At 66.7% G+C, this 25755-nt stretch carries 23 protein-coding genes and 1 pseudogene; 5 read left to right on the top strand and 19 right to left on the bottom strand.

What is annotated here, in order from left to right; genetic code table 11:
* Positions 1–38 precede the first annotated feature (38 nt).
* The 6 genes from IE266_RS20010 to IE266_RS20035 form a co-directional block, all read right to left on the bottom strand.
* The gene (locus IE266_RS20010; RefSeq protein ID WP_189681899.1) at positions 39–1697 is read right to left on the bottom strand and encodes an ABC transporter ATP-binding protein; all 1659 of its coding nucleotides are present in this window, start codon (positions 1695–1697) and stop codon (positions 39–41) included.
* Positions 1694–2539, bottom strand: a complete 846-nt coding sequence (locus IE266_RS20015; RefSeq protein WP_189681900.1) for a metallophosphoesterase family protein — start codon at positions 2537–2539, stop codon at positions 1694–1696. The genes IE266_RS20010 and IE266_RS20015 overlap by 4 nt, the downstream gene beginning before the upstream one ends.
* A 53-nt stretch (positions 2540–2592) precedes the next feature.
* On the bottom strand, positions 2593–4143 hold the full coding sequence (locus tag IE266_RS20020; protein ID WP_189681901.1) for an ABC transporter substrate-binding protein: 1551 nt from the start codon (positions 4141–4143) through the stop codon (positions 2593–2595).
* 63 nt (positions 4144–4206) lie between these two features.
* Positions 4207–5088 (bottom strand): ABC transporter permease, encoded by an 882-nt coding sequence (locus IE266_RS20025; RefSeq protein ID WP_189681902.1) that lies wholly within the window; start codon positions 5086–5088, stop codon positions 4207–4209.
* An 11-nt stretch (positions 5089–5099) separates the two neighbouring features.
* The gene (locus tag IE266_RS20030; RefSeq protein ID WP_189681903.1) at positions 5100–6026 is read right to left on the bottom strand and encodes an ABC transporter permease; all 927 of its coding nucleotides are present in this window, start codon (positions 6024–6026) and stop codon (positions 5100–5102) included.
* Positions 6023–6778 (bottom strand): HAD family hydrolase, encoded by a 756-nt coding sequence (locus IE266_RS20035; protein ID WP_189681904.1) that lies wholly within the window; start codon positions 6776–6778, stop codon positions 6023–6025. Before IE266_RS20035 ends, IE266_RS20030 begins: the two co-directional genes overlap by 4 nt.
* 130 nt (positions 6779–6908) lie before the next feature.
* On the opposite strand from IE266_RS20035, the gene IE266_RS20040 reads away from it, so the two are divergent.
* The 3 genes and pseudogenes from IE266_RS20040 (at position 6909) to IE266_RS20045 (ending at position 9039) form a co-directional block, all read left to right on the top strand.
* Positions 6909–7793 carry a LysR substrate-binding domain-containing protein gene (locus IE266_RS20040; RefSeq protein WP_189681905.1) on the top strand — a complete coding sequence of 295 codons (885 nt, stop codon included), beginning with the start codon at positions 6909–6911 and terminating at the stop codon, positions 7791–7793.
* A gap of 65 nt (positions 7794–7858) precedes the next feature.
* Positions 7859–8059 (top strand): annotated as a pseudogene (locus tag IE266_RS26955) (IS6 family transposase); the annotation flags it as partial.
* A gap of 23 nt (positions 8060–8082) precedes the next feature.
* A complete protein-coding gene (locus IE266_RS20045) occupies positions 8083–9039 on the top strand; it encodes an alpha/beta fold hydrolase (protein ID WP_189681906.1) in 957 nt (318 codons plus the stop codon).
* Here the strand turns inward: IE266_RS20045 and IE266_RS20050 are convergent.
* Genes IE266_RS20050 through IE266_RS20060 form a run of 3 tightly spaced genes read right to left on the bottom strand, consistent with a single transcriptional unit; the run spans position 9036 to position 12032 of the window.
* A complete protein-coding gene (locus IE266_RS20050; protein WP_189681907.1) occupies positions 9036–10046 on the bottom strand; it encodes a phosphotransferase family protein in 1011 nt (336 codons plus the stop codon). The genes IE266_RS20045 and IE266_RS20050 overlap by 4 nt on opposite strands.
* The gene (locus IE266_RS20055; protein WP_189681908.1) at positions 10043–11248 is read right to left on the bottom strand and encodes an acyl-CoA dehydrogenase family protein; all 1206 of its coding nucleotides are present in this window, start codon (positions 11246–11248) and stop codon (positions 10043–10045) included. The genes IE266_RS20050 and IE266_RS20055 overlap by 4 nt, the downstream gene beginning before the upstream one ends.
* Before the next feature lie 10 nt (positions 11249–11258).
* Positions 11259–12032 carry an SDR family NAD(P)-dependent oxidoreductase gene (locus tag IE266_RS20060; protein ID WP_189681909.1) on the bottom strand — a complete coding sequence of 258 codons (774 nt, stop codon included), beginning with the start codon at positions 12030–12032 and terminating at the stop codon, positions 11259–11261.
* A 116-nt stretch (positions 12033–12148) separates the two neighbouring features.
* On the opposite strand from IE266_RS20060, the gene IE266_RS20065 reads away from it, so the two are divergent.
* Both IE266_RS20065 and IE266_RS20070 read left to right on the top strand, forming a co-directional pair.
* Positions 12149–12817, top strand: a complete 669-nt coding sequence (locus IE266_RS20065; protein WP_229864325.1) for a TetR/AcrR family transcriptional regulator — start codon at positions 12149–12151, stop codon at positions 12815–12817.
* Positions 12818–12903: 86 nt separating this feature from the next.
* Positions 12904–13929, top strand: coding sequence for a nucleotidyltransferase family protein (locus IE266_RS20070; protein WP_189681974.1), 1026 nt, complete (start codon positions 12904–12906; stop codon positions 13927–13929).
* A 111-nt stretch (positions 13930–14040) separates the two neighbouring features.
* On the opposite strand, the gene IE266_RS20075 is transcribed toward IE266_RS20070, so the two are convergent.
* The 10 genes from IE266_RS20075 to IE266_RS20120 form a co-directional block, all read right to left on the bottom strand.
* A complete protein-coding gene (locus IE266_RS20075; protein ID WP_189681911.1) occupies positions 14041–15621 on the bottom strand; it encodes an acyl-CoA synthetase in 1581 nt (526 codons plus the stop codon).
* A 55-nt stretch (positions 15622–15676) separates the two neighbouring features.
* Positions 15677–16984: a TRAP transporter large permease gene (locus IE266_RS20080; RefSeq protein WP_189681912.1), complete on the bottom strand. Its 1308-nt coding sequence runs from the start codon at positions 16982–16984 to the stop codon at positions 15677–15679.
* Positions 16977–17513, bottom strand: a complete 537-nt coding sequence (locus IE266_RS20085) for a TRAP transporter small permease (protein WP_189681913.1) — start codon at positions 17511–17513, stop codon at positions 16977–16979. Before IE266_RS20085 ends, IE266_RS20080 begins: the two co-directional genes overlap by 8 nt.
* Positions 17514–17592: 79 nt before the next feature.
* A complete protein-coding gene (locus IE266_RS20090) occupies positions 17593–18729 on the bottom strand; it encodes a C4-dicarboxylate TRAP transporter substrate-binding protein (RefSeq protein ID WP_189681914.1) in 1137 nt (378 codons plus the stop codon).
* 84 nt (positions 18730–18813) lie between these two features.
* Positions 18814–19593 carry an enoyl-CoA hydratase-related protein gene (locus IE266_RS20095; RefSeq protein ID WP_189681915.1) on the bottom strand — a complete coding sequence of 260 codons (780 nt, stop codon included), beginning with the start codon at positions 19591–19593 and terminating at the stop codon, positions 18814–18816.
* Entirely contained in the window at positions 19590–20480 is an 891-nt protein-coding gene (locus tag IE266_RS20100; protein WP_189681916.1) for a crotonase/enoyl-CoA hydratase family protein, read from the bottom strand. Before IE266_RS20100 ends, IE266_RS20095 begins: the two co-directional genes overlap by 4 nt.
* 29 nt (positions 20481–20509) lie before the next feature.
* Positions 20510–21766, bottom strand: coding sequence for an acyl-CoA dehydrogenase family protein (locus tag IE266_RS20105; protein ID WP_189681917.1), 1257 nt, complete (start codon positions 21764–21766; stop codon positions 20510–20512).
* 13 nt (positions 21767–21779) lie between these two features.
* A complete protein-coding gene (locus IE266_RS20110) occupies positions 21780–22784 on the bottom strand; it encodes a phosphotransferase family protein (RefSeq protein ID WP_189681918.1) in 1005 nt (334 codons plus the stop codon).
* The gene (locus IE266_RS20115) at positions 22784–23524 is read right to left on the bottom strand and encodes a FadR/GntR family transcriptional regulator (protein WP_189681919.1); all 741 of its coding nucleotides are present in this window, start codon (positions 23522–23524) and stop codon (positions 22784–22786) included. Before IE266_RS20115 ends, IE266_RS20110 begins: the two co-directional genes overlap by 1 nt.
* 338 nt (positions 23525–23862) lie before the next feature.
* Positions 23863–25686, bottom strand: a complete 1824-nt coding sequence (locus IE266_RS20120) for a sensor histidine kinase (protein ID WP_189681920.1) — start codon at positions 25684–25686, stop codon at positions 23863–23865.
* Positions 25687–25755: the final 69 nt, after the last annotated feature.

Below are 25755 nucleotides of genomic sequence, written 5' to 3' on the forward strand. Positions count from 1 at the left end.
ACTCAAGGCTGTTCCCGCGGCCCGATCCAGACCGGACGTTACGCCAATTCGACCTGTACGAAGGGCTCGGGCTGTCTGTCCCCACTGCCGCCGAAGCGCGGAACGGCTGCGATGAGGCGTTTCGTATAGGGATGCTGCGGGTTCCTGAGCACCGTTTCGGTCGGCCCGGTCTCGACGATCTTGCCCTGATGCATCACCGCGATCCGGTGGCTCACCCGTTCCACCACCGCGATATCATGGCTGATGAACAGGAAAGACACCGCGTCCCGGCGCTGGATCTCGGCCATCAGGTCGGTGATCCGCCGTGCGTTCGACACGTCGAGCGCCGAGACCGCCTCGTCCGCCACGATGATCTGCGGCCGCACCGAGAGTGCCCGCGCAATACATATCCGCTGACGCTGCCCGCCCGAGAACTGGTGCGGATAACGTTCCGCCACCTCGGCTGGCAACCCGACCCTCTCGAGGAGCCTCGCCGCCAGTTCGCTACGGTCGCGGGGGGTGACTATGCCGTGCAGGATCGCGGGCTCGGTGACCGCGTCGCGCACCGACATGCGCGGATTGAGCGAGGCATAGGGATCCTGGAACACCATCTGCATCCTGGCGCGATGTGGCTTGAGCGCGGACGGGGCCAGGGTGTCGATACGGGTGCCCAGAAGCTCCACCTCCCCCGCCGCCGGCTCCACCAGCCGCATGATCGACCGCGCCAAAGTCGATTTCCCGCAGCCCGACTCTCCGACCAGGCCCAGGGTCTCGCCCCGGCCCAGCACGATCGACACGTCGTTCACCGCCACCGTCGCGGCATGGCGCGCGAACATGCCGCCGCCAAAGCGCGTGGTCAGCCCCGTCACCTTCAGCACCGGAGCGGGGGCCGTCAGCGGTGCCGGGGCACCTTCGCCCAGCCGCGGCGACGCGGCCATCAGCTCGGCGGTATAGGCGGCGCGCGGCGCCGAGAAGATCTCCGATGTCCGCCCCTCCTCGATCTTCTCGCCGTTCTTCATCACCACCACCCGATCAGCGATCTCCGAGATGACGCCCAGGTCATGGGTGATGAACAGCACCGCCATTCCCAGCTCGCGCTGCAAGCCGGCGATCAGCTTCAGGATCTCGGCCTGCGTCGTCACGTCGAGCGCGGTTGTCGGTTCGTCCGCGATTAGCACCTCGGGCTCGCAGCTCAGCGCCATCGCGATCATCACCCGCTGGCGCAAACCGCCGGACAGTTCGTGCGGATACTGGTCAAGCCGTCGCTCCGGCTCGGGGATCTTGACCCGGTCCAGCGCCGCACGGGCCGCCTCGCGCGCCGCGCCGCCGCGCAGCCCCCGATGCAGGGCCAGCGTCTCGCCCATCTGGGCGCCAATGGTCATCACCGGGTTGAGCGAAGTCATCGGTTCCTGGAAGATCATCGCGATCCGCCCGCCACGCAGGTCGCGCAGGGCGGCCGAGGCCAGCCGCGTCACCTCCAGAGGGTCGGTCTCTCCCAGCCGGACCGACCCGCCGATGATCCGCCCGCCCTCGCGTTCAACAAGCCGCAGGATCGACAGCGCTGTCGCGCTCTTGCCCGACCCGCTTTCGCCGACCAGCGCCAGGGTCTCGCCACGGTGAATGTCGAAGGAAAGCCCGTGCACGGCCTCCACATCGCCAAAGGCGATGCGGAGGTCGCGAACCGAAAGCACGGGGGCGGGAACGGCAAAGGCGATCATTCCGCTGCAAGCTCGCGCAGGAAGGGGGCGAGCGGCGGCGTCCAGCGGCGCGCCCGAGGCGTCAGCCGCGCCTGGAACGGATCGTCGCCGAAGACTTCCCAGTTCACCGTCTCGCCCAGCTCCAGCAGCCCCCAGGCCCGCGCCGGCTCGCCGCCGGTGGTGAAGCTCTCGGTCAGGCTCTGCTGGGTGATATGCGGGATGCCGTCGACGGTCGTGACCGTGTTCCAATGCACGTGGCCCGCGACGCAGACCACCGGCACACGGGCCTGCGCCAGCGCCGCGCGGGCGCGCTCCGACTGCGGATAGGTCGAGAGTGATGCATTCCGCTGGAAGTAGTAGTTGCCGGTCTGGCTGTGCTCCGAGAACGGCACGTGACTTGCAACCAGTGTCGGCTTCCCTGCCCTCTGTGCCATCTGCGACAGCCACAGCAGGTCGGCCTCCGGCAGGTCGAAGCCCGGCCGCGGCGCAGCGCGGTGGATCTTCGAATCCGCACGCCACAGGGCCAGTTGCCAGGCGCCAAGGTCGATGACCTCGTGCGAAAGGTCGCGACCGAGGATTTCGGCATTGTCGCCGACGCTCAGGTGGTCGCGGTCGTGATTGCCGCAGATGTGATGCACCGGCATCTCCAGCCGGGCGAAGAGTTCGGTCACTTCGCGCTCGAGACGGGCATCGGTCTGGCTGTCGACGTCGGAGATGCGATCGCCGAGCTCCAGCACCAGGTCCGGCTTCTCGGCATTGGCCCAGTCGATGAAGGCCGCCAGCAGTTCGAGCGCGGTATCGCCCCGCTTCGTGTGCGACGGCGCGCCATGGTGGATATCGGTGACGATGGCGATGCGGGTCATTTCAATACTCCGTTGAAGGTTGGGCCGGGCGAAGCCGCCCGGCCCGAGGGGGCTCAGCTGTCGGCCAGCGAGATGCTGCCGGCGCGGAAGTCGAGTACATAGGGGATATGTCCGGGCAGAGGCGCCCAGTTGACCGAGGCTTTCATGCCCCAGCTTTCGAAGGGCCGGTAGAGCGGCAGGACGGCCGGGTCTTCCTTCACCCGCTCCATCACCTCTACATAGGCCGCCTTGCGCGCCTCCACGTCGGTGGAGAACCGGAAGCGTTCCCATTTCTCGGCAAAGTCGGCGTCCGTGTTGTAGCGGCCTTCGCTTTCCGACGGACCATTCGGCGCCCACATCACCCCGAAGGACCCGAACGGGTCGGCGAAATACATCGGGTTCGACCAGTTGCGGGTCATCATCTCGGGGTCGTTGCCCGACCACTTGTCCTTGACCACGACCTTGCCGTTGACCCCGACCGCGGCCCACATCTCCATGATCGCCTGCGCGGCCAGAAGGCCGTTGGTGTAATAGGTCGCGGCGGTATCATAGGTGATCTCGAAGCCGTCGTAGCCGGCCTCCTTAAGCAGGGCCTTGGCCCGCTCGGGATCGTATTCGAAGGTCACGAGGTCCGGCTGGTGCAGCGCGCCCATCTCCTTCATCGTATGGGTCGAGGGCACCACGGCCTTGCCCAGCCACAGCGCCTCGTTGAGCGCATCGCGGTCGATGGCGAGGCTCAGCGCCTTGCGGATGCGGGCATCCTTCAGCTTGGCGTGGTTCTGGTTCATGATCATGACGTGGAACAGCGCGGTAGCCGAACCCTCGGTCTTCAGGTTCGGGTCGCTGTCGACCAGCGACAGCTGGTCCGGCGCCAGGTTGGTGATGATGTCGGCCTCGCCGGTCTTGAGCGCGGTGACACGGCTGGCGGTCTCGGCGATCTGAACCACATTGACCCGCTCCAGCGGCGCACGGTCGCCCCAGAAATCGTCGAACCGCGTCCAGACCAGCTTTTCGCCCGGCTGGAAGGTCTCGACCTTGTAGGGCCCGGTCCCCACCGGTGCCAGCGCGAAGGCCTCGTAGTCGCTATCCTCGGCCACGTTCGGATCGCCGGTCAGCGCCTTGGTGTATTTCTCCGGGATGATCATGATCTGCTGCAGCGAGATCAGCGTTTCCCACAGCGGTTCCTCGCGCGCGGCGTGGATGCGAATGGTGTGCTCGTCGACCTTCTCGGCCTTGGTGAAGTTGCCGAGACGGTCCTTGGCGCGCACCACGTAGAGCGGGAAGGTCGCCTGGATCATCCGGTTCAGCGAGAAGATCACGTCATCGGCCGTCATGTCGTCGCCGTTGTGAAACTTGACGCCCTCGCGCAGCTTCAGTTCCATCACGGTCGGTTCGACCAGCTCCCAGGAGGTGGCCAGCGCCGGAACCCACTCGGATTCCAGCTTGTGGTGGTCGCGGTCGATCAGCGTATCGAAGCTGTTGTAATAGAACTGCGACCCCACGTTCGAGTGGTCGCGGCCCGGATCGAGATAGGGTGCCATGTTGGCGGCACCCACGGTGATCTCCTGCGCGGCGGCGGCCAGCGGCATCAGGGCAAGGGCAGTGGTGAGCATCAGTCGGATCATTGTGGTCTCCGGTTCTGGGTTGAAAGGCTTTGGTCAGGCCGGTTCGCCGGCTCTTCTCGTTTGTCAGCGGTCGCGCAGGCGGACATCGGCGCGGTCACGCAGCCAGTCGCCAAGGATCTGCACGGAGAAGGTCAGCGCCACGATCAGCGCGGCGGGGGCCAGCACGATCCAGGGAGCCGTCGGCATGTAGTCGCGGCCCAGCCCGACCATCGAGCCCAGCGAGGGTTGCGGCGGCTGCACGCCCAGGCCCAGGAAGCTCAGCGTGCTTTCCAGGATGACGATGTTCGACAGCGCCAGGGTGAACTGCACCACCAGCGGCGAGACGAGATTGGGCAGGATGTGGCGGACAGCGGTATAGACCGGCCCTGCCCCCGCGGTCCGCGCCGCTTCGAGGAAGGGCTGGACCGAAAGCCGGCGCGCCTCGGCGCGCACGATACGGGCGTATTGCTCCCATCCGGCGATGCCCAGCACCAGGACAAGCACCGTCAGGCTAGATCCCATGAGCGAAAGCACCAGCAGTGCGACCAGGGTGAAGGGAATGGCGATCTGCATGTCGACCAGCGCCATGATCGTATCCTCGACCCAGCCGCGGCGCAGGCCCGCGATCAGCCCCAGTGCGCCGCCGATCAGCAGGCCGATCACCGCCCCCGCAAAAGCCAGCGCAAGGGTGAGCCGCAGCCCGTGGAGCGAACGGGACAGCACGTCCCGTCCCAGCTCGTCGGTACCGGCGAAGTGCCCTGCCGCGAAGCGTTCGAACCCGATCGGAGGACGCAGGCGGCTGAGCAGGCTCTGCGCCAGCGGGTCGTACGGGGCGATCAACGGCGCCAGCAGGGCCGAGGCGGCAAGCAGCGCGGCAATGCCGATGGCAACCTTCTGGATCGGATCGGCCCGGCGCGGCTTGCGGCGGCGCTCTGCGGCAAAGGCGGGATCTGCGGCGATGGTCATGACAAGGCCCCTCACGCGCTGGACAGGCGAATGCGCGGATCGGCCAGCGCATAGGCGACGTCGGTGAGCGCATTGATGACGACGACGGCAACCGCGACCGCGATGACGCCGAACTGCAGCGTCGGGTAGTCCCGCATGATCGCGGCATTCACCAGAAGCTGGCCGATGCCGGGCCACGAGAAGATGCTTTCGACAACCACGCTGCCGGCGGCGGCAAGGCCGGCGATCTGCAACCCGATGACCGAGATCACGGTGACCCCCGCATTGCCGAGCCCGTGACGCAGGACCACCCGGGCCTCGCTCAGCCCCTTGGCGCGGGCGGTGCGGATGAAGTCCTGCCCCAGCACGTCGAGCATCGCGTTGCGGGTGAAACGGGTCAGCGCCGCGATCAGCACGCCGGACATGGCGATGGTCGGCATGATGAAGTGGAGAAAACTGCCGTTCCCAACCACCGGCAACCAGTTGAGCCAGTAGGAGAAGATCAGGATCATCACGATGGCGAGCACGAAGGACGGCACGGCATAGCCCGCGAAGGCCAGCATCATCACGGCCGATCCGACCCAGCTCTTGCGATAAACCGCGCCCAGCACCCCCAGCGGCAAGGAAACCACCACGGTCAGCGCCACCGACGCCAGCAGCAGTTGCGCCGAGGGCCGGAGCCGTTCCGCGACCACCTCGGTGACCGGGCGGCGGTCGATGAAGCTCAGGCCGAATTCGCCCGACAGGACGCCGCGCAGGAAGGCCAGGTATTGCTGCAGCAGCGTGCCGTCGAGCTGGAAGTAGCGGATCAGCTCTTCCCGGCCCTCGGCCGTCAACCCGTCACCGAGAAAGGTGTCGATGGGGTTGCCCGACAGCCGCGTGGCCACGAAGGTCACTGTCACGATGGCAAAGAGCGTCACCATCGCCTTCACGGGAATCTTCACCAGGTAGGCGATCATTGCCGGGCGCTCCGCTGGATGTGCAGAAAGGAAATGCCCGCGGCCGCTGCGGCCAAGCCGTCGGTATCGGGATTGTCCCCGACGAAGATCGCCGCCCCAGGCTCATGTCCGCTACGCTCCAGCGCGGTCAGCAGCATCGACGGGTCGGGCTTGCCGAGACTGCTCCAGCGCAGGCCGGGCCGAATGGCGCGCAGCGCCGCCAGCAGGGCGCCGGTCTCGGCCACCGGCTGGCCATCCTGGGCGGGGTGCGACAGGTCTTCGTTTGCAACCCACAGCACGGCGCCGGCAGCCAGGTCGGCCAGTATCGGCCCCATGGTCTCGACCGTCACCGCCGGATCGCGGCAGAGCAGCACCGCCTCGGGCGTCTCGGCCTCCGGATCCATGCCCAGCACCCGCGCCCGCGCTTTCAGCGACGGATCGGCCCAGAGCCGCAGACGGCGCACGCCTTCGACCCGCGCGAGATATTCGAGCGTCACCACGCCGGCGAGAAGGATCCGCTCGGCAGGCACGACCATCCCGAGGCGCGCGAGGCGCATCGACAGCGTGTCAGCCGTCGCATCCGAGCAATTCGAGATCACCCAAAGCCGCGCGCCACAGGCCGCGACGAAGGCCGGCGCCTCGTCGAAGGCACGGCCATCCGAGACAAGGCAACCGTCGAGATCGCAAAGCACGATCCCGGCCTCCCCCACGGCAGCAGGATCCAGCGCCGAGCGGCGGATACTGTGGGGAATGAAGTGCTTAACGTCGTCCAAGTCGCGGTCTCCTGTCTCGGCCGGAAAGTTCCTGCTTCCGGGCCGACTTTTCGCCGCGGCCTGTGACATGGACGTAACGAAGCGAAGCTAAACCTTGAGAGAACCAAAGCCCGATTTTGGAGAATCGCTCGTGACCCTAAGTCATGCCCGGCTCGATGCCGTTCGCGCCGTGGCCGAATCCGGCTCCTACGCCGCTGCCGCCCGCCTGCTGGGTGTCAGCCAGCCCAACGTATCCGCACATGTGCGCGCGCTGGAGGCCGAATTCGGTGTCCGGCTCTTCACCCGCGAATCCGGTCGGCTGCAGCCGACCGGGCTCTGCCTCAAGCTTTGCGATTCCGCCGAAAGGATGGCCGAGGCAAGGAGCGACGCCGAACGCCTGCTGCTGAGCAGATCGTCACTGCGCGAGGGTAAGATCACCGTCGGTCTTGGCAACGCGATGCCCGGAATGGCCCTCATCGCCGCCTTCCACTGCGCCTATCCCGGCGTGACGCTGCAGGTCGAGACCGGTTCGCACCAGAAGATCACCCGCTCGGTGGTCACGCACGAATGCGACATCGGCATCCTGCCCGACGTGCCCAACGATCACCGCTTCCGCCGCCAGAACCTGATGGCCTCCGAGGTCATCGCCATCACCCCGCCAGACCATCCATTGGCGCGGGCGGGCACGGTCACGGCGCGGGCCCTGTCCAACGAACCGTTGATCTTTCGCTCCTCCGGTTCATCGACCCAGCGTGCCGTCGACCGGATGTTTGCCCGCGCAGGTCTGTCGCCCCGCCCCTTCCTGACGCTCGACGCCCGCGACGGGCTCTACGAAGCGGTCGTGAACGGGTTGGGCATCGGCTTTCTCTGGCGTGCCAGCACGACCCGGACAGACAGCGTCTCGCATCTGTCGATTGCCGAGATGCAGGGGTTGAACAGCCACGAGACAGTGTTCAGCCTGAAAGCGACCGAGAGCAAGATCGTCGAGGCCTTCCTTGGTGTAGCGGCATCATTCGACCAAAGCGTTGAACCCTAGGTCTGGCGTTGTCACGTTAGACCGCAATGCGTTGCCGCGGTCGAGTTCTTGGCCTGGTGGATGGCATGCAGCCTCCTTCCGTCAGCTTCAAGCGCCATCGGTTCCCGCCTGAGATCACCGCCCGTGCGGTCTGGTTGTATGTTCGGTTCAATCTGAGCCTACGCGCGGTCGAGGGAATTTTGCGCGAACAAGGCATCGACGTGTCCTATGAATCCGTTCGGCGCTGGACGGCCAAATTCGGGCCGCAGATCGCGAGGGGCCTGCGGCGGTGTGAATAGCCCAGTGTATCGTGGACGCCTTCATCGCTGAGGATTTCACGCTCCAGTCGGGAACCCCCTTCCCCGGCATCCACATTGCCTACAAGACGCATGGCCAGCTCAACGCGGCGCGCGACAATGCCATCCTGTTCCCCAGCTGGTTCGGCGTCCCGCACGAGACGGTCGAATGGATCATCGGACCGGGCCGCCCGCTCGACCCCCGTCGCTATTTCATCATCGCGGTGAGCATTCTTGGCAATGGCCGCTCCTCTTGGCCCAGCAACAGCCCCGCACCCTTCGACCGGGCGCGGTTTCCACTGACCACGCTGCTCGACAACGTTCTGTTGCAACGGCGCATGGTGGCCGAACTATGGGGGATCGAGGCTTTCCGCGCGGTGATCGGCCGGTCGATGGGGGCGCAGATCGCCTTGCAGTGGGGCGCGCTCTTCCCCGAGATGGTGCCGCGCCTCTTGGCACTCTGCGGTTCTGCCCGGACGGCGGCCCACAACTATGGCTTCCTCGACACGATCAGCAAGGCGCTGCTGCTCGACCCGGCCTACCGGGACGGCAAGTACGACGGCCAGCGGGCGGGCGGGCTCGACCTGATGCGGACGATCTATGACAGCTGGGTCGTCTGGCAGAACTATTACCGCCAAGGTCTGCACCTGACCGAGTCGACGCCGACCACCCGCGCCTACCTCGACCGTCCGCAGCAGGGACCGCTGCGGGATGCCAATGACGTGCTGGCCCAGCAGGCTACTTGGCAGAATGCCGATATCAACGCCAACCCCCGGTTTAACGGCGACTTCGAGGCGGCGCTCGGCGCGATATTGCATTCATCGAACAGGGCATCGCCGATCTGCTCGCCGGCTGACATGGGCACGATGCAGCGGAAGAGCTGCCTTTGGCGCGCGGTCCCACTGCAAGTGCCAAACGAACAGGGGCGCCGGCAACATCCGGCGCCCCTGTTCTCGATCAAACGCGACTAGCCCTCTATGGCCTCCAGCGCCCGGATGGCAAAGCGTTCGGCCAGCGGTCCCAGCGTGTCCGCCTCGGCCGAGGCGGCGCTGCCGGCGCGGGCGCGGTCGGCGATTCCGACGAAGATGACCGAGAAACGGAACATCGCGAAGGCGACATGGAAGGGCGTCAGCGGCGGTGTCGGCAGGGCGGCGGCGTGATAGGCCGCGACGAAGTCGTCTTCCGTAGGGATTCCGCCCGCGCGCCAGTCGGTGCCGAGGATGCCGCCGTATTCCTCCGGGCCCGACCGCCAGGGCATCACGCAATAGCCGAGATCGGCCAGCGGGTGGCCCAGCGTCGAGAGCTCCCAGTCCAGCACCCCCACTACGCGCCGCTCGGTCGGGTGGAACATCAGGTTGCCGAGGCGGAAGTCGCCATGCACGATCGAGACCGCCCCGTCATCGGGCGGCAGGTTGGCTTCGAGCCAGGGCAGCAGCCGGTCGAGCACCGGTACCCGTGGTCCCGTCGACTCGTGGTATTGCCGCGACCAGCGCGCCAGCTGCCGCTCGAAATAGTTGCCGGGGCGGCCGAAGTCCTCCAGCCCGACATCGCCGGGCCGCACCGCGTGCAGCCGTGCCAGCACGCGCGCCATTTCCAGGTAGATCGCGCGGCGCTCGTCCGGGGCCATGCCCGGCAGGGTGCAATCGGCAAAGACCCGACCCTCCAGCCGCCGCATCACGTAGAAGGCGGTGCCCAGGACGGCGGTGTCTTCCTCCAGCCACAGCGCCTCGGGCACCGGCACCTCGCTGTCGGCCAGCGCCCGCAGCACCCGGAACTCGCGCTCGATGGCATGGGCGCCCTTCAGCACCGGCCCCGCCGGCTTCTTGCGCAGCACCAACCGGGCCGCGCCGAAGTCGACGAACCAGGTCGGGTTCGACTGCCCGCCGCTGATCCGCTGCACCGAGAGCCCGCTTTCGCCCGGCAGCTTGCCGGTCAGCCAGCGCTCCAGCGCACCAAGGTCGAGATCGGCTGCGCTCATTCCGCCGCATCCCAGCGCCAGAAGTCGCGGCCTTCCTGCGACAGGTGACGGTTCAGAACCATCTGGTGCACCTCGTCGGCGCCGTCGACCAGCCGTGCCTGGCGGGCATAGCGGTAGATCCATTCTAGCACCGTGTCCTTGGAATAGCCCCGCGCCCCGTTCACCTGGATCGCAACGTCCGCCGCCTTGTGCAGCAGGTTGGCGACGTGGATCTTCGCCATCGAGACCTCCTTGCGCGCAAAGCTGCCCCGATCCAGCGCCCAGGCCGCCTTCATCACCAGAAGCCGCCCGATCTCGATGCCCATGGCCAGGTCGCCCATCTTGATCTGGATGCTCTCACGGTCCGCCAGCCGCACGCCGAAGCCCTGCCGCTCGGCCGCATAGGCCTGGGCGATCTCGGTGCAGCGCTTGGCCAGCCCCAGCCAGCGCATGCAATGGGTCAGCCGCGCCGGACCAAGCCGCATCTGCGTCACCTTCAGCCCCATGCCCTCGCCCAGCAGCACCCGGTCGGCGCCCAGTTCCATCCCGTCGAAGATCAGCTCGCAATGGCCGCCATGCTCTTCCGGCCCCATGATCTCGATCCGCCGCGCGATCTCCCAGCCGGGCTCGTCGCGGTGGAACAGGAAGGCCGTCAGCCCCCGCCGCGGATCGTCCGAGGTGCGCGCCATCAGGATGAAATGCGCCGCGTCCTCGGCCCCGGTGATGAACCACTTGCGCCCTTCGATGACATAGCGGTCGCCCTTGCGGGTCGCCTTGGTCATCATCATGCCGGGGTCCGATCCGCCGCCCGGATGCGGCTCGGTCATCACGAAGGACGAGCGCACCTTGCCCTCGACGATCGGCTTCAGCCAGCGCTCCTTCTGCTCGGGCGTGCCGGCCTGCTCCAGCACCATCATGTTGCCGTCGTCCGGCGCCGCCGAGTTGAACACCACCGGGCCAAAGATCGAGCGGTTCATCTCTTCATAGCAGACCGCCATGCCCTGCCGGCCAATCCCCTGCCCGCCCGTTTCGGGGCGCAGCTGCAGGCACCACAGACCCTCGGCCCGGGCCTGGGCGCGCAGCTTCTCCAGCGGCTCGGGCGCGATGTTCTCATGCGCGTCCCAGTTGCTGCGGTCGGCCTCGACCGGCAGGATCCGGTTTTCGACGAAATCGGCGATGCGCGCGCGGAAGTCCTCGACGCGCGGCGAGATGGTGAAATCCATGTGATGCTCCTCAGAGTGACGAGATGTGGTGGCCGCCATCGACCACGATTTCCGAACCGGTCATGAACCGCCCGAGGTCCGAGACCAGCAGCAGCAGCGGGCCGTCCAGGTCCTCCATCCGCCCCAGCCGCCGTTGCGGGACCCGGCGGATCAGCGCGTGGCCTTCCTCGGTCTGGAAGAATTCGCTGTTCAGTTCGGTTTCGAAATAGCCCGGGCACAGGCTGTTCACCCGGATGCCGTGGCGCGCCCATTCCAGCGCCAGCGATTTCCCGAGCTGCACCAGCCCCGCCTTCGAGGCCGCATAGGCCGAGACATGCCCCGCCACCCGCAGCGCCAGGATCGAGGCGATATTGACGATGCTGCCGCCGATGCCGGCCTCCTTCATCGCCCGCGCGGTGGCATTGGCGACATGGAAGGGCCCCTTGAGGTTGGTGTCGATCACCCGGTCGATCGCCGCCGCGTCATGCGCCAGCGCCGGGGCGGCCAGTGTCGTCCCGGCGTTGTTCACCACGATGTCGAAGACCCGCCCGGCCAGCGCCGTGTCGACCGAGGCCGCGTCGGCCACGTCCATCTCCAGCGCCTCGACCTGTCCGCCGGCCGCGTTCAGCTCGGCGCAGAGCGCTTCGAGCCGGTCGCGCCGCCGCGCGGCGGTTGTCACCTGCACCCCCTGCCCCGCCAAAAGCCGGGTGAAATGGGTGCCAAGCCCCGAGGATCCCCCGGTGACAAGCGCCCGCTTGCCCGCCAGTCCGGGCCAGATCGAGGGTTGGGCTGCGGTCTCTGTCATGCTTCCTCCACATTTTTCGAGCGAACGCTCTAAAAACTGCTTAGAAGGTTGTGACCGGACAAACAAGCGTTATTGGTGAGGGCGGGAAAACGGATCAGACGGGCCGGAACAGGATGTTGGACAGCACGACGCTCACGACCGAAGCCCTCTGCCGGTCCATCCTGGAGCGGCACCATGACACCATCCAGATCCAGAAACCCGAATTCGCCATCCGCAAGCTGACCCGGATCATCACCGCCGCGCTCGACCTCGCCAATGCCAAGAGCTTTCACGGCATGTCGTTGCGCGACCTCTCCGCCGCCTCGGGGATCTCGATGGGCGGGCTCTATGCCTATTTCGACAGCAAGACGACCTTGGCGCGGATGATCCTCGAAGAGGTGACGGCGCAGGTGCGGCTGGCGCTCGAAGCGCCGCCCGCCGATGTGGCCGACGACCCGGTGCGCCACCTCGAATGGCTGATCGACACCCATATCCGGCTGACCGAGATCCTGCAGCCCTGGTTCGTCTTCAGCTTCATGGAGGCCAAGCACTTCCCCCGCTCGGAACGCCGCCTTGCCGTCGACAACGAGGCGCTTACCGAAGACTATTTCGCCCGCGTCATCGAACGGGGCCTGCAACAGGGCCGCTTCCGCCCCGATACGCCGGTGCTTCTGGCCTCGCTCATCAAGCCGCTGCTGCAGGAATGGTATATCAAGCGGTCGAAATACCGCCGCCGCAATGTCAGCATGGAGGAGTACAGCGCCTCGGTGCAGGCCATCGTGCTGCGCAGCTGCCTGCCCGCTTGACGCCTCGTGTTCAACGTCTTTCATTTTTGTTGAACATGCGCTATGTTCAACAAATCTGATCCTTGTTGAACACAAAGCCCCAGGACATGTTCCAGCGCCACTCCGCCATCGCCCATGCCGCTTATCACGACCTGCTGCGCTCGTTGCAGGACGATGCGGTCTCAGACATGCGCGGCACGCCGACCCGGGTGGCGCGCAACGGCAAGGTCTATTGGTACGACAGCTATCGCGTCGGCTCCGAGGTGCGCAAACGCTATATCGGCGAGGACAGCGACAACCTGCGGGCGCGCCTCGACAACCACGCCGCGCTGAAAGCGGCGACCGAGGAACGCCGCCGCGCGCGCACCCGGCTGGTGCGCCTGCTGCGGGCCGAGGGCTTCCTCGGCCTCGACGCCGCCACCGGCAGCCTGCTGGCGGCCATGGCTGCGGCCGGGGTGTTCCGGCTGGGCGGCACCATCGTCGGCACCCATGCCTTCAGGCTCTACGAAGGCGAATTGGGCATCCGCTTCGGCCTCGACATGGCGGCGCAGACCGATGACATCGACATCGCCAGTTTCTCGCGCCTCTCGCTGGCGCTCGAAGATGCCGCCGCGCCGCCGCTCGAAGAGGTGTTCCGCGACTTCGCCTTCGCGCCGCAGCCCAGCCTCGAGGCCGGCCGCACCTGGCGCTGGAAACAGACGCGCGGCGACACGCTGGTCGAATTCCTGACCCCCTCCTTCGAGGAGGACGAGGGCCTGCGCGAACTCCCCGCGCTCGGGGTCGATGCGCAGGCGCTGCATCACCTGAACTACCTGATCGCCCAGCCGATCCGCGCCGCCGTGACCTATCGCAGCGGCGTGCTGGTGCAGATCCCCCAGCCCGAACGCTTTGCCATCCACAAGCTGATCGTCGCCAGCCGCCGCCGCGCCGGGGACGACGCGCTCAAGGCCGAGAAGGACCGCCGCCAGGCCGCCCTGCTGATCGAGGTGCTGGCGCAGGACCGCCCCGACGAGCTGCACGAGGCCCATCTCGACGCCCTCTCGCGCGGCCCGCGCTGGCGCAAGGCCATCGAAACCAGCCTCCGCCGCCTGCCCGCAACCGCCCGCCTGCTGGGGGAAATCGGGGGCGGTTGAGGGGGGCTGAAAGGGTGTCCCAGAAACACTCCCAGGACTTTCCCTTGATATTCAGATACTTGACCCCCCGTCCTAGCTGGGACACTTTCCGAAGGCCGTTTTCAGGCCCCCTCACCTCTCGCCGAAAACCCCCCGCAGGGTCTCGCGAAGATCCCGCTTCAGGATCTTCCCGCTCGCATTCTTGGGCAGCTCCTTCGCGATCTCGATATGCTTCGGCGCCTTGAAATGCGCCAGCGCCTCGCGGCAATAGTCCGACAGCTCTGCCGCCGTCACCTCGGCCCCGGCTTTCGGGACGACGATGGCCGTCACCGCCTCGATCCAGGTCGGATGCGGCAGCCCGATCACCGCCACCTCGGCCACCGCCGGATGCCGGAAGATCGCCTCCTCCACCTCGCGGCTGGCCACGTTCTCGCCCCCGGTCTTGATCATGTCCTTCTTGCGGTCCACGACGTAGAGATACCCGTCCTCGTCGAACCGCCCCAGGTCGCCGCTGTGGAACCAGCCGTTGCGGAAGGCATCGGCGGTCTTCTCCGGGTCGGCATAATACTCGGTGATGAGATGCGGGCTGCGATGCACGATCTCACCCACCTCGCCGACCGGCAGCGGCTGGTCGTAGTCGTCCACCACCCGCGTCTCGACATTGACCGCCGGACGCCCCGCCGACCCCAGCTTGCGCATCTGGTCCTCGGGTTTCAGCACCGTCGCCATCGGCGCCATCTCGGTCTGGCCATAGAAGTTGAAGAGCCGCATGTTCGGCAGCCGCCGCGCCAGCTCCTCGATCACCGCAGTCGGCATGATCGAGGCGCCGTAGTAGCCGGCGTTCAGGCTGCTCAGGTCGCGCTTGTCGAAATCGGGATGCCGCAGCAGCCCGATCCAGACCGTCGGCGGACAGAACAGCTTGGTGACGCGATGGGCCTCGATCGCCGCCAGCATCTCGGCCGGGTCGGCCTTGTCATGCAGGATCGAGGGCACGCCGAGGTAGAGGTCGGGGCTGAGGAAGCAGTCGAGCTGCGCGCAGTGAAACAGCGGCAGGCAGTGCAGCGAGACCGCATCCTCGCGCATCTCACCATCGGCGATGCAGCTGGTATATTGCGCATAGAGCGCGCCCGAGGTCAGCAGCGCGCCCTTGGGCCGCGATTCCGTGCCGCTGGTGAACATCATCTGGATCGGGTCGTCGGACCCGACATCGCGCCAGACCTCGGTGTCGTCGGCATGGTCGAGCAGGTCCGACACCGGCCGCCAGCCCTCGGGCGTCGTCTCGCCGGCATGGGGGATCGCGAACTTGGGCAGGTCCTTCCCGATCTCCGCCATCGCGGCATCGGCAACCGGGCAGAGCGCGTCCTCGACCAGCATCATCCGGACACCGGAATGCTGCAGGATGTAGGCCACGTCGCCCGCGTTCAGCATGAAGTTGATCGGCGTGGTGACCGCCCCCAGCCTTGCCAGCGCAAAACGCAGCACCACGAAGCTGCGGTTGTTGTGCGACAAGAGCGCGACGCGGTCGCCCTTTTCGATGCCCTCGGCGGCCAGCGCATTGGCCGCCCGGTTCACCGCGGCGTCAAGCTCGGCGAAAGTGTCGCGCTGGTCACGGAAGACCAGCGCGGTGCGCCCCGGCACCCGCGCGGCGGAACGGCGGAGAAGATCGCCCAGCTGCTGGCTGCGCGCGCGTCGGATGAGGTGGTTGGTGTCCATCGATGGCCCTCTTGTTCGTTGGTGTTCCGCTCCCCCGCGAGGGACCGGCGTCAAGTCAGTTCAGCAGGTTCGGCAGCCAGAGGACAAGGTCCGGGAAGGCGCAGAGGATCGCGACGAGCACGAGGTCCATCACCACGAACCAGAACACGCCCCGGAAGATCGACGAGATCTTCACCAGGTCGCCCACGACGCTCTTGATGACGAAGACGTTCATGCCGATCGGCGGGGTGATCATCCCGATCTCGAGCAGCTTGCACAGCACCACGCCGAACCACAGCAGGCTCCATCCCGAGGCATCGACCACCGGCAGGATGATCGGCAGCGTCAGCAGCATGGCGCCGATGGGTTCGAGGAACATCCCCATCAGCAGGTAGATCAGCACGATGCCGACCATCAGCAGCACCGGGTTCGAGGCGATGGAGAGGATGCCGTTCGACAGGTAGTCGCCCGCGCCGGACAGGGCCAGGAACCGCGTCAGCAGGCTGGCGCCGATGGCGATCAGCAGCAGCGAAGCCGTGGTCATCAGCGTTTCGCGCGCCGCCGTGAGGAAGCGCGACAGGGTCATCTGCCCGGTGACGATTGCCACGAGGCAGGCGAGCGATGCCCCCACCGCCCCGGCCTCGGTCGGGGTGAAGACGCCGCCGAAGAGCCCGCCGAAGATCCCCAGCATTATCAGCAGGATCGGCCAGGTCTCGCGCAGGGCGAGGAGCTTTTCACGCAGGGTGACGCTGTCGTCCTTGTCGGGCGCGAGGTCGGGGTTGAGCCAGACCCGCACCAGCACGACGATGATATAGCCGGCAGCCGTCAGCAGGCCCGCGATCACCCCGCCAAGGAAGAGTTGCGAGATCGAGATCTGCGCGATCACGCCGTAGAGGATCAGGATGATCGAGGGCGGGATCATCGCGCCGATGGTCCCGGCCACGGCCACCGTGCTGGTTGCCAGTTCGGGGTGGTAGCGGTGCTTCAGCATCTCGGGGATGGCGATGCGCCCCATCGCCGCGGAACAGGCGATGGACGACCCCGAAACCGCCGCGAAGCCGGCCGAGCCGAAGATCGAGGCGATGGCCAACCCGCCGGGAAAGCGCGCCAGCCAGATCCGCGCGGCGTTGAACATCCCCCTGGTCAGCTGCGTGTGATAGCTGATGAAGCCCAGGAAGAGGAACATCGGTATCGAGCTGAGGATCCAGCTGGAGGTGAATTCATAGGGCACGATGCTCATCGCGCCCCAGGCCACGCGCGGGCCCATGAGCACGTAGAGCCCGGTGAAGGACACCCCGATCAGCGCGATGCCGATGGGCACGCGCACGGCGATCAGGGCGATCAGGGTGGCGAGGCCGGTCAGGCCGATTCCTGCGTCAGTCATTGATGAACTTCGCCTCCGGGACGGTATCGCTCAGCCCGCTGCGCGCACCGGTCACCATGACGATGACGTGGTAGGCCGCGACCGCGATCATCAGCGCGGCGCCGACCGGGACGAACCAGTAGCTCTGCCAGACTTCGAAAAGCTGCGAGCCCTGCTCCTTGGTGGCGACCATCCTTGTCTTCTTCATGGCCTCGGTCCAGCCGCCGACCATCAGCACGGCGGTCACCGCGATGGTGAGCAGCGTGGCGAAGACCGACAGCATGTTGCGCGGGCGTTCCGGCAGCAGGTCGGTGAAGACATCGACCGAGATATGCGAGCGCTGCTCCTCGGCCACGCCGATGGCGATGAAGACGATGATGATCATGTAATAGTTCGCGACCACGACGATCGTGCCGGGCAGCGGCGCGTTGAACAGATAGCGTCCAACGACGTCGGCGGTGACATGCAGCATCATCAGAACGACGCAGATGGTTCCGACGAGCGATGCCGACTTGACCAGGTAGGACAGGGCCCTGCCGATCAGGAACATGGGATACCTCCTCGTTTGACGCAGGCCGGGCACCGCGCGACGGCGGCGCCCGACCAAAGCGGTTTTCAGCCCAGCGGCTTCACTTGCCGTAGGTCGCGGGGTCGATCTTGGAGAAGATCTCGTTCCAGTAGACCTCGGCCAGGGCCTCGGGGCTGGCAACGTCCTTGGTCAAGCCGGTCCATTTCGTCATCAGCTCGGTCAGCGCCGTAGCGGCCTGCGAACCGGTCTCGATGCCGAAACGCTCCTTGTAGATCGCGCCGATGGCGTCCTTGTCCTTGGCGATGAAGTCGCGGTTCATCGCGACCAGCGCGTCAGATGCGGGGCCGTATTCGATGCCCTTCGCGGGGGCGCGTTCCTTGCCGGCGCGCGCTTCCTGGATGTAGACGAAGGTGATGTCGGCGGCGAGCTTGGCGCTCGCCTTAAGCATCGCGGTCTTGCTTTCGACCGAGAGGCTGTTCCAGCTGTCGCGGTTCATCGTGTAGGTCACGTTGAACTGTGCGCCCGGCAGGCCGACGTAGAGATACTTGACCACGTCGATGAAGCCGAAGTTGACGAAGTCGGCGGTGTTGCTGGCGGTGCAGTCGACCACGCCCTGGTTCAGGCCTTCCAGCGTCTCGTTGATCGACATGGAGACCGGAACCGCGCCCACGGTTTCAGCCCAGCGGGCCCAGTAGGCGCCGGCGGCGCGGATGCGCTTGCCCTTCAGGTCATCGACGGTGGCAAGGGGCACCACGCATTGCAGCACGTAGGAGGTGGTCGAGCTCGCCCCGAGGTAGACCTGGTTCTGCGCGGCGATCTGGTCCATGCAGTCCGGGCAGCTGTTCATCACGTATTCGATGATCGCGCCGGTGAAGGCGAGGCTGCTCATTTCACCCGCGAACTGCTCGAGTTCGACCAGTTCCGAGAATTCGGCCAGCATGTTGAAATGCGAGAACTCGGCGGGGAAGTAGGCCATCAGGTTGGCGGTCATGTCGGCGATCCCGTCGCGCACGCCGGCGTTGGCCTCGGCGAAGCTGAGCAGCGAGAGCGGGAAGACCTTCATCGTCACGTCGCCCTTGCTGTATTCGCCGACCGCGGTCGCGAATTCCTCGAGCTTGGCGGTGGGGGCCGAGTTCGGGGGCCAGCCGCCCGCGAAGGTCATCTGGTCGGCCTGCGCCGCACCGGCTGCCGCCATCAGGGATGCCCCTGCAAGCAGGGCTTTCAGTCTGTAATTCATGGTTTCTATCCTCCTGTTACCATGTCTTTTTCTGACCGGCGCGGTTGGTGGCTCCTCCACCCGTTCCCGCTCCGGCCGTTCGATTCATTCGGGGAAGACGGCGGGCCGCTTCTCCTTGAATGCCGCGAGGCCCTCGGCGAAGTCGGGCGTCTCGCCCGCCAGTTTCTGCAACTGGCGTTCGGTCTGCAGCGCCTCGTCAAAGCTGCTGTCCGCCGCGCTCCAGGCGGCCTTGCGGATCAGCGCATAGCTGCGCCGCGGTCCGCGCGAGAGGGTCTGCGCGATCTCCATCGCCACCGCCTCGACCGCGTCATCCTCGGCCAGCCGCGTCACCAGCCCCCAGTCATGCGCCCGCTCGGCCGGCAGCTTTTCAGCGAGCAGCATCATCTCCATCGCCCGCACCCGGCCGACGGCGCGGGTCAGAAGCCAGGTCGCGCCGCCGTCGGGGATCAGGCCGATGCGGGCGAAGGCTTCGAGGAAATAGGCGCTGCGCCCGGCGACGATGATGTCGCAGGCCAGCGCGATCGAGGCGCCGACCCCGGCCACCGCGCCCTGCACCGCCGAGACCAGCGGCACCGGCAGGTCACGGATCGCGCGCATCAGCGGGTTGTAGTCCTCTTCCAGCGTGGCGCCGACGTCGAAACTTGCCATGTCCCGCGGCATCGCCGCCTTGAGGTTGGCGCCGGTGGAAAATGCGCGTTCCCCGCCCGCCAGCACGATGGCCCGCGCGCCTGCGGCGACTTCCTGCTGCAACAGCGCGTTCAGGCCACGCGCCATCTGTGGTGTCAGCGCGTTCATCGTGGCCGGGTCGTGCAGCCGCAGGACCGTCACCGCGCCGTGGCGCTCTGTCAGGATTTCGCCGCTCATTTGTTGGTCTCCTCGTTCCAGCCCGGTTCGTGCCACCATGGGAAGAACCCCGGCATGTCCTGCGACACGCGATCGGGGAAGGATGGCGGCCGTTTTTCAAGGAAGCTGGCGACGCCTTCGCGGGCATCGCCCGATGCGCTGCGCGCGGCGATGGCCCGGCTGTCGATCTGGTGCGCCCGCATCGGGTGATCGGCCCCGGCCATGCGCCACATCATCTGGCGGGTCAGCGCGATCGAAACGGGGGCGGTGTTCGCGGCGATCTCGGCCGCAAGCGCGCGGGCCGCCGGCAACAGGTCATCCGGCGCGTGGACCGAGCGGACCAGCCCGCCCGCCAGCGCCTCTTCGGCGCCGAAGACCCGGCCGGTATAACTCCACTCCAGCGCCTGCGACATGCCGACGAGGCGCGGCAGGAACCAGGACGAGGCGGCCTCGGGCACGATGCCGCGGCGGGCAAAGACAAAGCCGAACCGCGCGGCTTCCGAGGCCAGGCGGAAGTCCATCGGCAGCTGCATCGTCGCCCCGATCCCGACCGCCGGCCCGTTCACCGCGGCGATCACCGGCTTGAGGCAGCGGAACAGCCGCAGCGCCAGAATGCCGCCCCAGTCGCGGTTGGCGGGATCGGCCCAGACCTGCGGATCGGTAGAGGCAGGGTCGACCTTGGCCTCGGTAAAGGCGTCATCGGCGTCGAGGTCGACCCCGGCGCAGAACCCCCGGCCCGCGCCGGTCACGATCACCGCGCGGACTGCATCCTCGGCATCGGCGATGTCGAGCGCGGCCAGCAGATCCTCGGTCATCTGGCGCGTGAAGGCGTTCAGCCGGTCCGGCCGGTTCAGCGTGATGGTGAGGACGCCGTCCGCCTGCTCTGTCGTGATCGTCTCGAAGTTCATCTCTTCCCCCGGTTCCTGCCTGGCTGCTCTCAGGCCTTAATCGGCAGGACGTAATGCGCCAGGTTGCGCCCGGCGGCGGACTTGGCCTTCTTCAGCTCCTCGCGGGCGACGACCTTCAGATGCACCTCGTCGGGGCCGTCGAGGAACCGCATGGCGCGGCCCCAGGTCCAGAGGTAGCTGAGTGGCGTGTCCGGGGTCAGGCCGGCGGCGCCGAAGACCTGCATCGCGCGGTCGACCACCTGGGTCTGAAGCCGCGCCGCCGTCACCTTGATGGCCGAGACGTCGATGCGCGCGTCCTTGGCCCCGACCATGTCCATCTTCCAGGCGGTCTGCAGCACGCGCAGCCGGGCGTTGTCGATCTCGATCCGCGAGTTGGCGATCCAGTCCTGGATATTCGCGTTGTCAGCCAGCGCCTTGCCGAAGGTGCGCCGTTCCAGCGCCCGCTCGCACATCAGTTCGAGCGCCAGCTCGCACTGCCCGATGGTCCTCATGCAGTGGTGGATCCGCCCCGGCCCCAGCCGCGCCTGCGCCAGCATGAAACCGTCCCCCTCCTTGCCCAGCATCGCGTCGAGCGGCACGCGCACGTTCTCGTAGAGAACCTCGCAATGCCCCTCGGGCGCGTGGTGGTGCATGATCGGCACGTCGCGCACCACGCGGACGCCGGGCGTGTCCATCGGCACCAGGATGAACGAATGCTTGCGATGCGGGTCGGCATCCGGCGCGCTGTCGGAGACGCCGAAGACGATGCTCAGCTTGGCATTGGGATGTTTCGCGCCGGTCGAGAACCACTTGCGCCCGTTGATGACATATTCATCCCCCTCGCGACGGATCGTCGTGGCGAGGTTGGTCAGGTCCGACGAGGCGGCGTCCGGTTCGGTCAGGCCCACGACCGAGCGCAGCTCGCCCATCATCAGCGGCTCGAGCCAGCGCTTCTTCTGCTCGGGCGTGGCGAAACGCTTGAGGATCTCCATGTTGCCGGTATCAGGCGCGTTGCAGTTGAAAACCTCGGGGCTCCACGGCACGCGGCCCATGATCTCGGCCAGCGGCGCATATTCGATATTGGTGAGCCGGGTGCCCGGATCCTCGGGTTCGAGTTCGGGCATGAACATGTTCCACAGCCCTTCCTGGAAGGCCCTCGCCTTCAGCGGCTCGATCACCTCGAGCGGGTAGATCCCCTGGTGCGCCAGGTCGTGGAACTTCTGGTTGGCCGGCAGGATATGGTCGTCCATGAAGGCCTGGAGCTGCGCCATAAGGGCCTTGGTGCGGTCGGAATAGTCGAAGTGCATCTGCGGCGGGTCCCTACATCAGCTGATCGGTTGAAAGGATGTCCATCGCCTTCTGCGCGCAGAAGGGCGCCAGCGCCCCGATCTGCAAGGCGTCGGAACTCGCGGCCTGCCCGGCCCTGGCGCGGGCGGTGATGCCCTCGAAGATCACGGACATCCGGTAGAAGGCGAAGGCGCGGTGGAACGGGGTGAGATCGGCCGCGCATCCGCCGGCGCGGCGGTAGTCATCGAGGAAGGCCTGCATCGTCGGCAGCCCGAGGTCTTGCAGCGGCAGGCCGGCGATGCCGCCGAGCTGGTCCGGCCCGAACGACCAGAACATCGCCAGATGCGCGAGATCGGACAGCGGGTCGCCCAGCGTCGAAAGCTCCCAGTCGAGCACCCCGGCGATCCTGTCGCCCGAGGGCGCGATCATCAGGTTGCCGATCCGGTAGTCGCCATGGACGATGCAGGTGCCGCTGTCACGCGGCGTATTGGCCGCGAACCAGTCCGAGAGCGCGTCGATCTCGCGGTCTTCGCGGGTCTTGCTCTCGTTCCACTGCCGCGCCCAGCGGCGGACCTGCCGCGCGTAGTAATCCGCGTGCCGCCCGAAGTCGTCGAGGCCCCGCGCCTTCCAGTCGACGCTGTGCAGGCAGGCCAACGTTCGGGCGACATCGCCATAGACAGCACCACGCTGCGACGGCGACAGACCGGGCAGCGCGCTTTCTTCCCAGACCCGCCCGTCGAGCCGCTCCATGATGTAGAAGGGCGTTCCCAGCACATCGGGGTCTTCTTCCAGCATCACCATCCGCGGCACCGGCACACCGCTACCCTCCAGCGCGGCCATGACGCGGTATTCGCGCTCGATCGCATGGGCGCTCGACAGGGTCGCGCCGAGGGGCTTCTTGCGCAGGACGAGCCGGCGGTCGCCGGTGTCCACGAACCAGGTCGGGTTCGACTGGCCGCTCGATACCGGCGAGAGGGTGACCGGCCCGCCGAGCACGGCGGTCAGCCTGTCCTGGTCGAAATCCGGCTTGACCACCATCAGAATGTTTCCGCTGTCTTGAAGGCGGCGCGATCCGCCAGCCCGGCCTTGTTGATGGCTCTCCAGAAATCCTCGATGTGCCGCCGGGCCCAGGTTTCCGCCAGCTCGGCATCGCCGGCGCAGATCGCCTCGACGATATGCTCATGCGCGACGATCTGGCGTTGCAGGGCGATTTTCGCCACCGGCGCGACCTGCGCGAACCCACGGTAGAGCAGCAGCGCCACCGGTTCCCGCGCCATGATCAGCACGCGGTTCTTGGTCGTCTCGGCAATGAAGGAATGAAACCTGGGGTCGAGGTCGATCGTCGCCTCGACGTCGTGCTGCGCGGCGACCATCTCGGCATGGATGGCGCGGAGTTCGCTCTTTTCCTCTTCGGTGATGAGACCCGCCGCCAGGTTCGCCGCCAGCGGTTCGGTCACCATCGCCACCTGCCAGAGATCCCGGAAACTCACCCGCATCAGGGCCATGGCGCGCGAGGCCCGGGCGGTCAGCGCGTCGACCTGCGGCAGGCAGACCTCAAGCCGTCGGGGCGTGGGGCGATGCACCAGCCCGTCGTTCTCGAGCTGGCGCAGCCCCTCGCGCACGGTCGAACGGGTGACGCCGAACATCTCGGCCAGCTCGACCTCTCCGGGCAGCCGTTCACCGGGCTTGATGGAACCATCGAGGATCTGCTTCTGAATCTCGTCCGCGATCTGGTAATAGGCGTATTTCACCTTGAGCGGGCGACCACGGAGGCTCATCGGGACGACATCCCGCAAGGCGCCGCACCGGGCGCCGGGCGGCCTTCCCGAGGTGCCAGCGGGCGCTGCGCAAAGGCATGGCGGCGCCGCTGCGATGAACGCAGGTCCTCTCCCATCGATCCTTCGGCCTCCTCCTCCGCAGGATACCAGGCCGTGTCACGCCTGGATTTGCGTCCGATTGTCAGACACTAATTTTTAGCTGTCAATCGGGTTGTTCTCGCCGCGGGCAGCCCCTGCCCCGGTTGGACGCAACGTCAGCCATCAGGTATTGGCGGGAACCACGCCTGTCCCGGCGGGCAAGTCACCACCGCGCTTCCAGGCCGGGCGAATCGCGGCTGTTACGCCGCTCCCGCGCCCAGTGCCGGTTGCTTGACGGGGGCTTCGGCCAGCGCCATGTCGATGTGGAAGGTGGTGCCGACGCCAAGCTCGCTGTCGTAGGAGATCGCCCCGCCCATGCGCTCGATCAGCAGCTTGGCGATATGCATCCCCAGCCCCGAGCCGCCGGAGGTGATCGACGTGCCGCTCTCCACCTGGCTGAACCGTCCGAACACCTTGTCTTCCTGTCCGTCCGGAATGCCGATACCGCTGTCCTGCACCGAAAGGCGCAGCCTGTTCCCCACCAGCCGGGTCGAACAGCGCACCTGTCCGTCCTCGGGCGAGAACTTGATGGCGTTGGATATCACGTTTCCGACCACCTGCTTCAGCCGGTTCGGGTCGGCGCGCAGCTGCAGGTTCACATCCTCCGACACGATGTCGAGCCGGACCTTGGCCTCGCTGGCATAGGCCTCGTATTCCTCCCGGACGTCGCGCAGGAAGGCATCGGCGTCGAGGTCGTGGGATTCCAGCTTGATCGTGCTCAGGTCGAGCTTCTGGAGGTCGAGAACGTCATCGACCAGCTTCAGCAGCCGCAGGCTGTTGCGCTGCGCGATGGTCAGCAGGTTGCGCAACTGCGGCGAAATCTCACCGCCAACTCCGAGCAGCGCCAGATCGAGCCCGCCCTTCACCGAGGACATCGGCGTGCGCAGCTCATGGCTGATCATGGCAAGGAACTGCGACTTGGCGTGGTTGGCTGCCTCGGCATGGGCCAACGCCTCGCGCAGCGCCTCGGCCGCGTGTTCCCGGGCGGTGATGTCGACCAGCGAGATGGACCAGCCCAGGAGAGACCGCTTGGCCTGGATCGGGCTTTCGATCGGCAGCGCGCGGGGATCGAAGAAACGCCCCCGCAGCCGGATCGGTTCGTCGGATTCGAACTTGCCGGTCTCCAGGAAGGCCCGCACCACCGGACCTACCTTCTCGACCTTGTCCAGCGTCTCGCCCGGGCGGGGCATATGCTTGCTGAACAGCGTCTTGGCCGCCGGGTTCGCACCGATGAACCGCCCGCCCGCATCGATGATGAACATCGGATCCCGCGTCGCGTAGAACAGCAGGCTGCGTCCTTGGGCGGCGGTGTCCATCAAGGTGTTGTTCAGCAGCAGCCAGCTCAGCGCGATGAGCGAGACCGCGAACATGAAGGGCGTCGGGTCGAAACCGAAGAGCGTCAGGCCCCAGACGATATAGCCCAGGTTCACGGCGACCGGCGCCGCGGTGATGATCAGCAACACGGCCAGGAAGGGCCGGATGATCTTCTTGGCATTGAACAACGCATAGACGAGAACGCCGACGGCGCTGGACACGAAGAGATAGAGGCACGCGGCAACCGCATAGAAGACCGGGCCGTGGTCGAAGACCACATAGGGGTGCGGGTCCTGCATCACCATATGCGTGCCGGGGCCGTAGATCAGTTGGGTCTGGTCGTTGGTCAAAGCGAAGAGGCTGACAAGCACCGGCAACCCGACGTAAAGCAGCAGACGGCCCGGCTTGCGGCGCGGTGCCGCGTTCAACGTGTAGTCGAAGACGAAGAAGGTCCAGGCGATCGGCAGCAGGGTGATGCCCGGCCAGGCCGCCAGCGACCAGCCGATCTTGCAGGCCTCGTCCTGGGACGACAGGTCGACCGAGACCGTGAGCAGCCACCACAGCATGGCGGCCAGCGTCAGCAGGAAGGCGGATTTTCCGGCAAAGCGATTGTTCCGCGCGATCCAGCCCAGGATCAGGGCGCAGATCGCCAGAAGGGCGAGGGTCGACGCGGCGGCGACGTTGATCTCCAGGTCAGACAGGCAGTTCATGGCTTGCCCGGACGACGCGGTTGGCAGGATGGAGACTGTGTCGGCTGGTTCATTTTTCGTGCATTCTTC

This window comes from Seohaeicola zhoushanensis, from assembly GCF_014656415.1.
Taxonomy (GTDB): Bacteria; Pseudomonadota; Alphaproteobacteria; order Rhodobacterales; family Rhodobacteraceae; genus Seohaeicola_A; species Seohaeicola_A zhoushanensis.

Coding starts and splice junctions, on each gene's coding strand:
- IE266_RS20010 (WP_189681899.1), bottom strand. CDS start 1,697: ATGATCGCCTTTGCCGTTCCCGCCCCCGTGCTTTCGGTTCGCGACCTC.
- IE266_RS20015 (WP_189681900.1), bottom strand. CDS start 2,539: ATGACCCGCATCGCCATCGTCACCGATATCCACCATGGCGCGCCGTCG.
- IE266_RS20020 (WP_189681901.1), bottom strand. CDS start 4,143: ATGATCCGACTGATGCTCACCACTGCCCTTGCCCTGATGCCGCTGGCC.
- IE266_RS20025 (WP_189681902.1), bottom strand. CDS start 5,088: ATGACCATCGCCGCAGATCCCGCCTTTGCCGCAGAGCGCCGCCGCAAG.
- IE266_RS20030 (WP_189681903.1), bottom strand. CDS start 6,026: ATGATCGCCTACCTGGTGAAGATTCCCGTGAAGGCGATGGTGACGCTC.
- IE266_RS20050 (WP_189681907.1), bottom strand. CDS start 10,046: ATGAGCGCAGCCGATCTCGACCTTGGTGCGCTGGAGCGCTGGCTGACC.
- IE266_RS20055 (WP_189681908.1), bottom strand. CDS start 11,248: ATGGATTTCACCATCTCGCCGCGCGTCGAGGACTTCCGCGCGCGCATC.
- IE266_RS20060 (WP_189681909.1), bottom strand. CDS start 12,032: ATGACAGAGACCGCAGCCCAACCCTCGATCTGGCCCGGACTGGCGGGC.
- IE266_RS20070 (WP_189681974.1), top strand. CDS start 12,904: ATGTTCCAGCGCCACTCCGCCATCGCCCATGCCGCTTATCACGACCTG.
- IE266_RS20075 (WP_189681911.1), bottom strand. CDS start 15,621: ATGGACACCAACCACCTCATCCGACGCGCGCGCAGCCAGCAGCTGGGC.
- IE266_RS20080 (WP_189681912.1), bottom strand. CDS start 16,984: ATGACTGACGCAGGAATCGGCCTGACCGGCCTCGCCACCCTGATCGCC.
- IE266_RS20085 (WP_189681913.1), bottom strand. CDS start 17,513: ATGTTCCTGATCGGCAGGGCCCTGTCCTACCTGGTCAAGTCGGCATCG.
- IE266_RS20090 (WP_189681914.1), bottom strand. CDS start 18,729: ATGAATTACAGACTGAAAGCCCTGCTTGCAGGGGCATCCCTGATGGCG.
- IE266_RS20095 (WP_189681915.1), bottom strand. CDS start 19,593: ATGAGCGGCGAAATCCTGACAGAGCGCCACGGCGCGGTGACGGTCCTG.
- IE266_RS20100 (WP_189681916.1), bottom strand. CDS start 20,480: ATGAACTTCGAGACGATCACGACAGAGCAGGCGGACGGCGTCCTCACC.
- IE266_RS20105 (WP_189681917.1), bottom strand. CDS start 21,766: ATGCACTTCGACTATTCCGACCGCACCAAGGCCCTTATGGCGCAGCTC.
- IE266_RS20110 (WP_189681918.1), bottom strand. CDS start 22,784: ATGGTGGTCAAGCCGGATTTCGACCAGGACAGGCTGACCGCCGTGCTC.
- IE266_RS20115 (WP_189681919.1), bottom strand. CDS start 23,524: ATGAGCCTCCGTGGTCGCCCGCTCAAGGTGAAATACGCCTATTACCAG.
- IE266_RS20120 (WP_189681920.1), bottom strand. CDS start 25,686: ATGAACTGCCTGTCTGACCTGGAGATCAACGTCGCCGCCGCGTCGACC.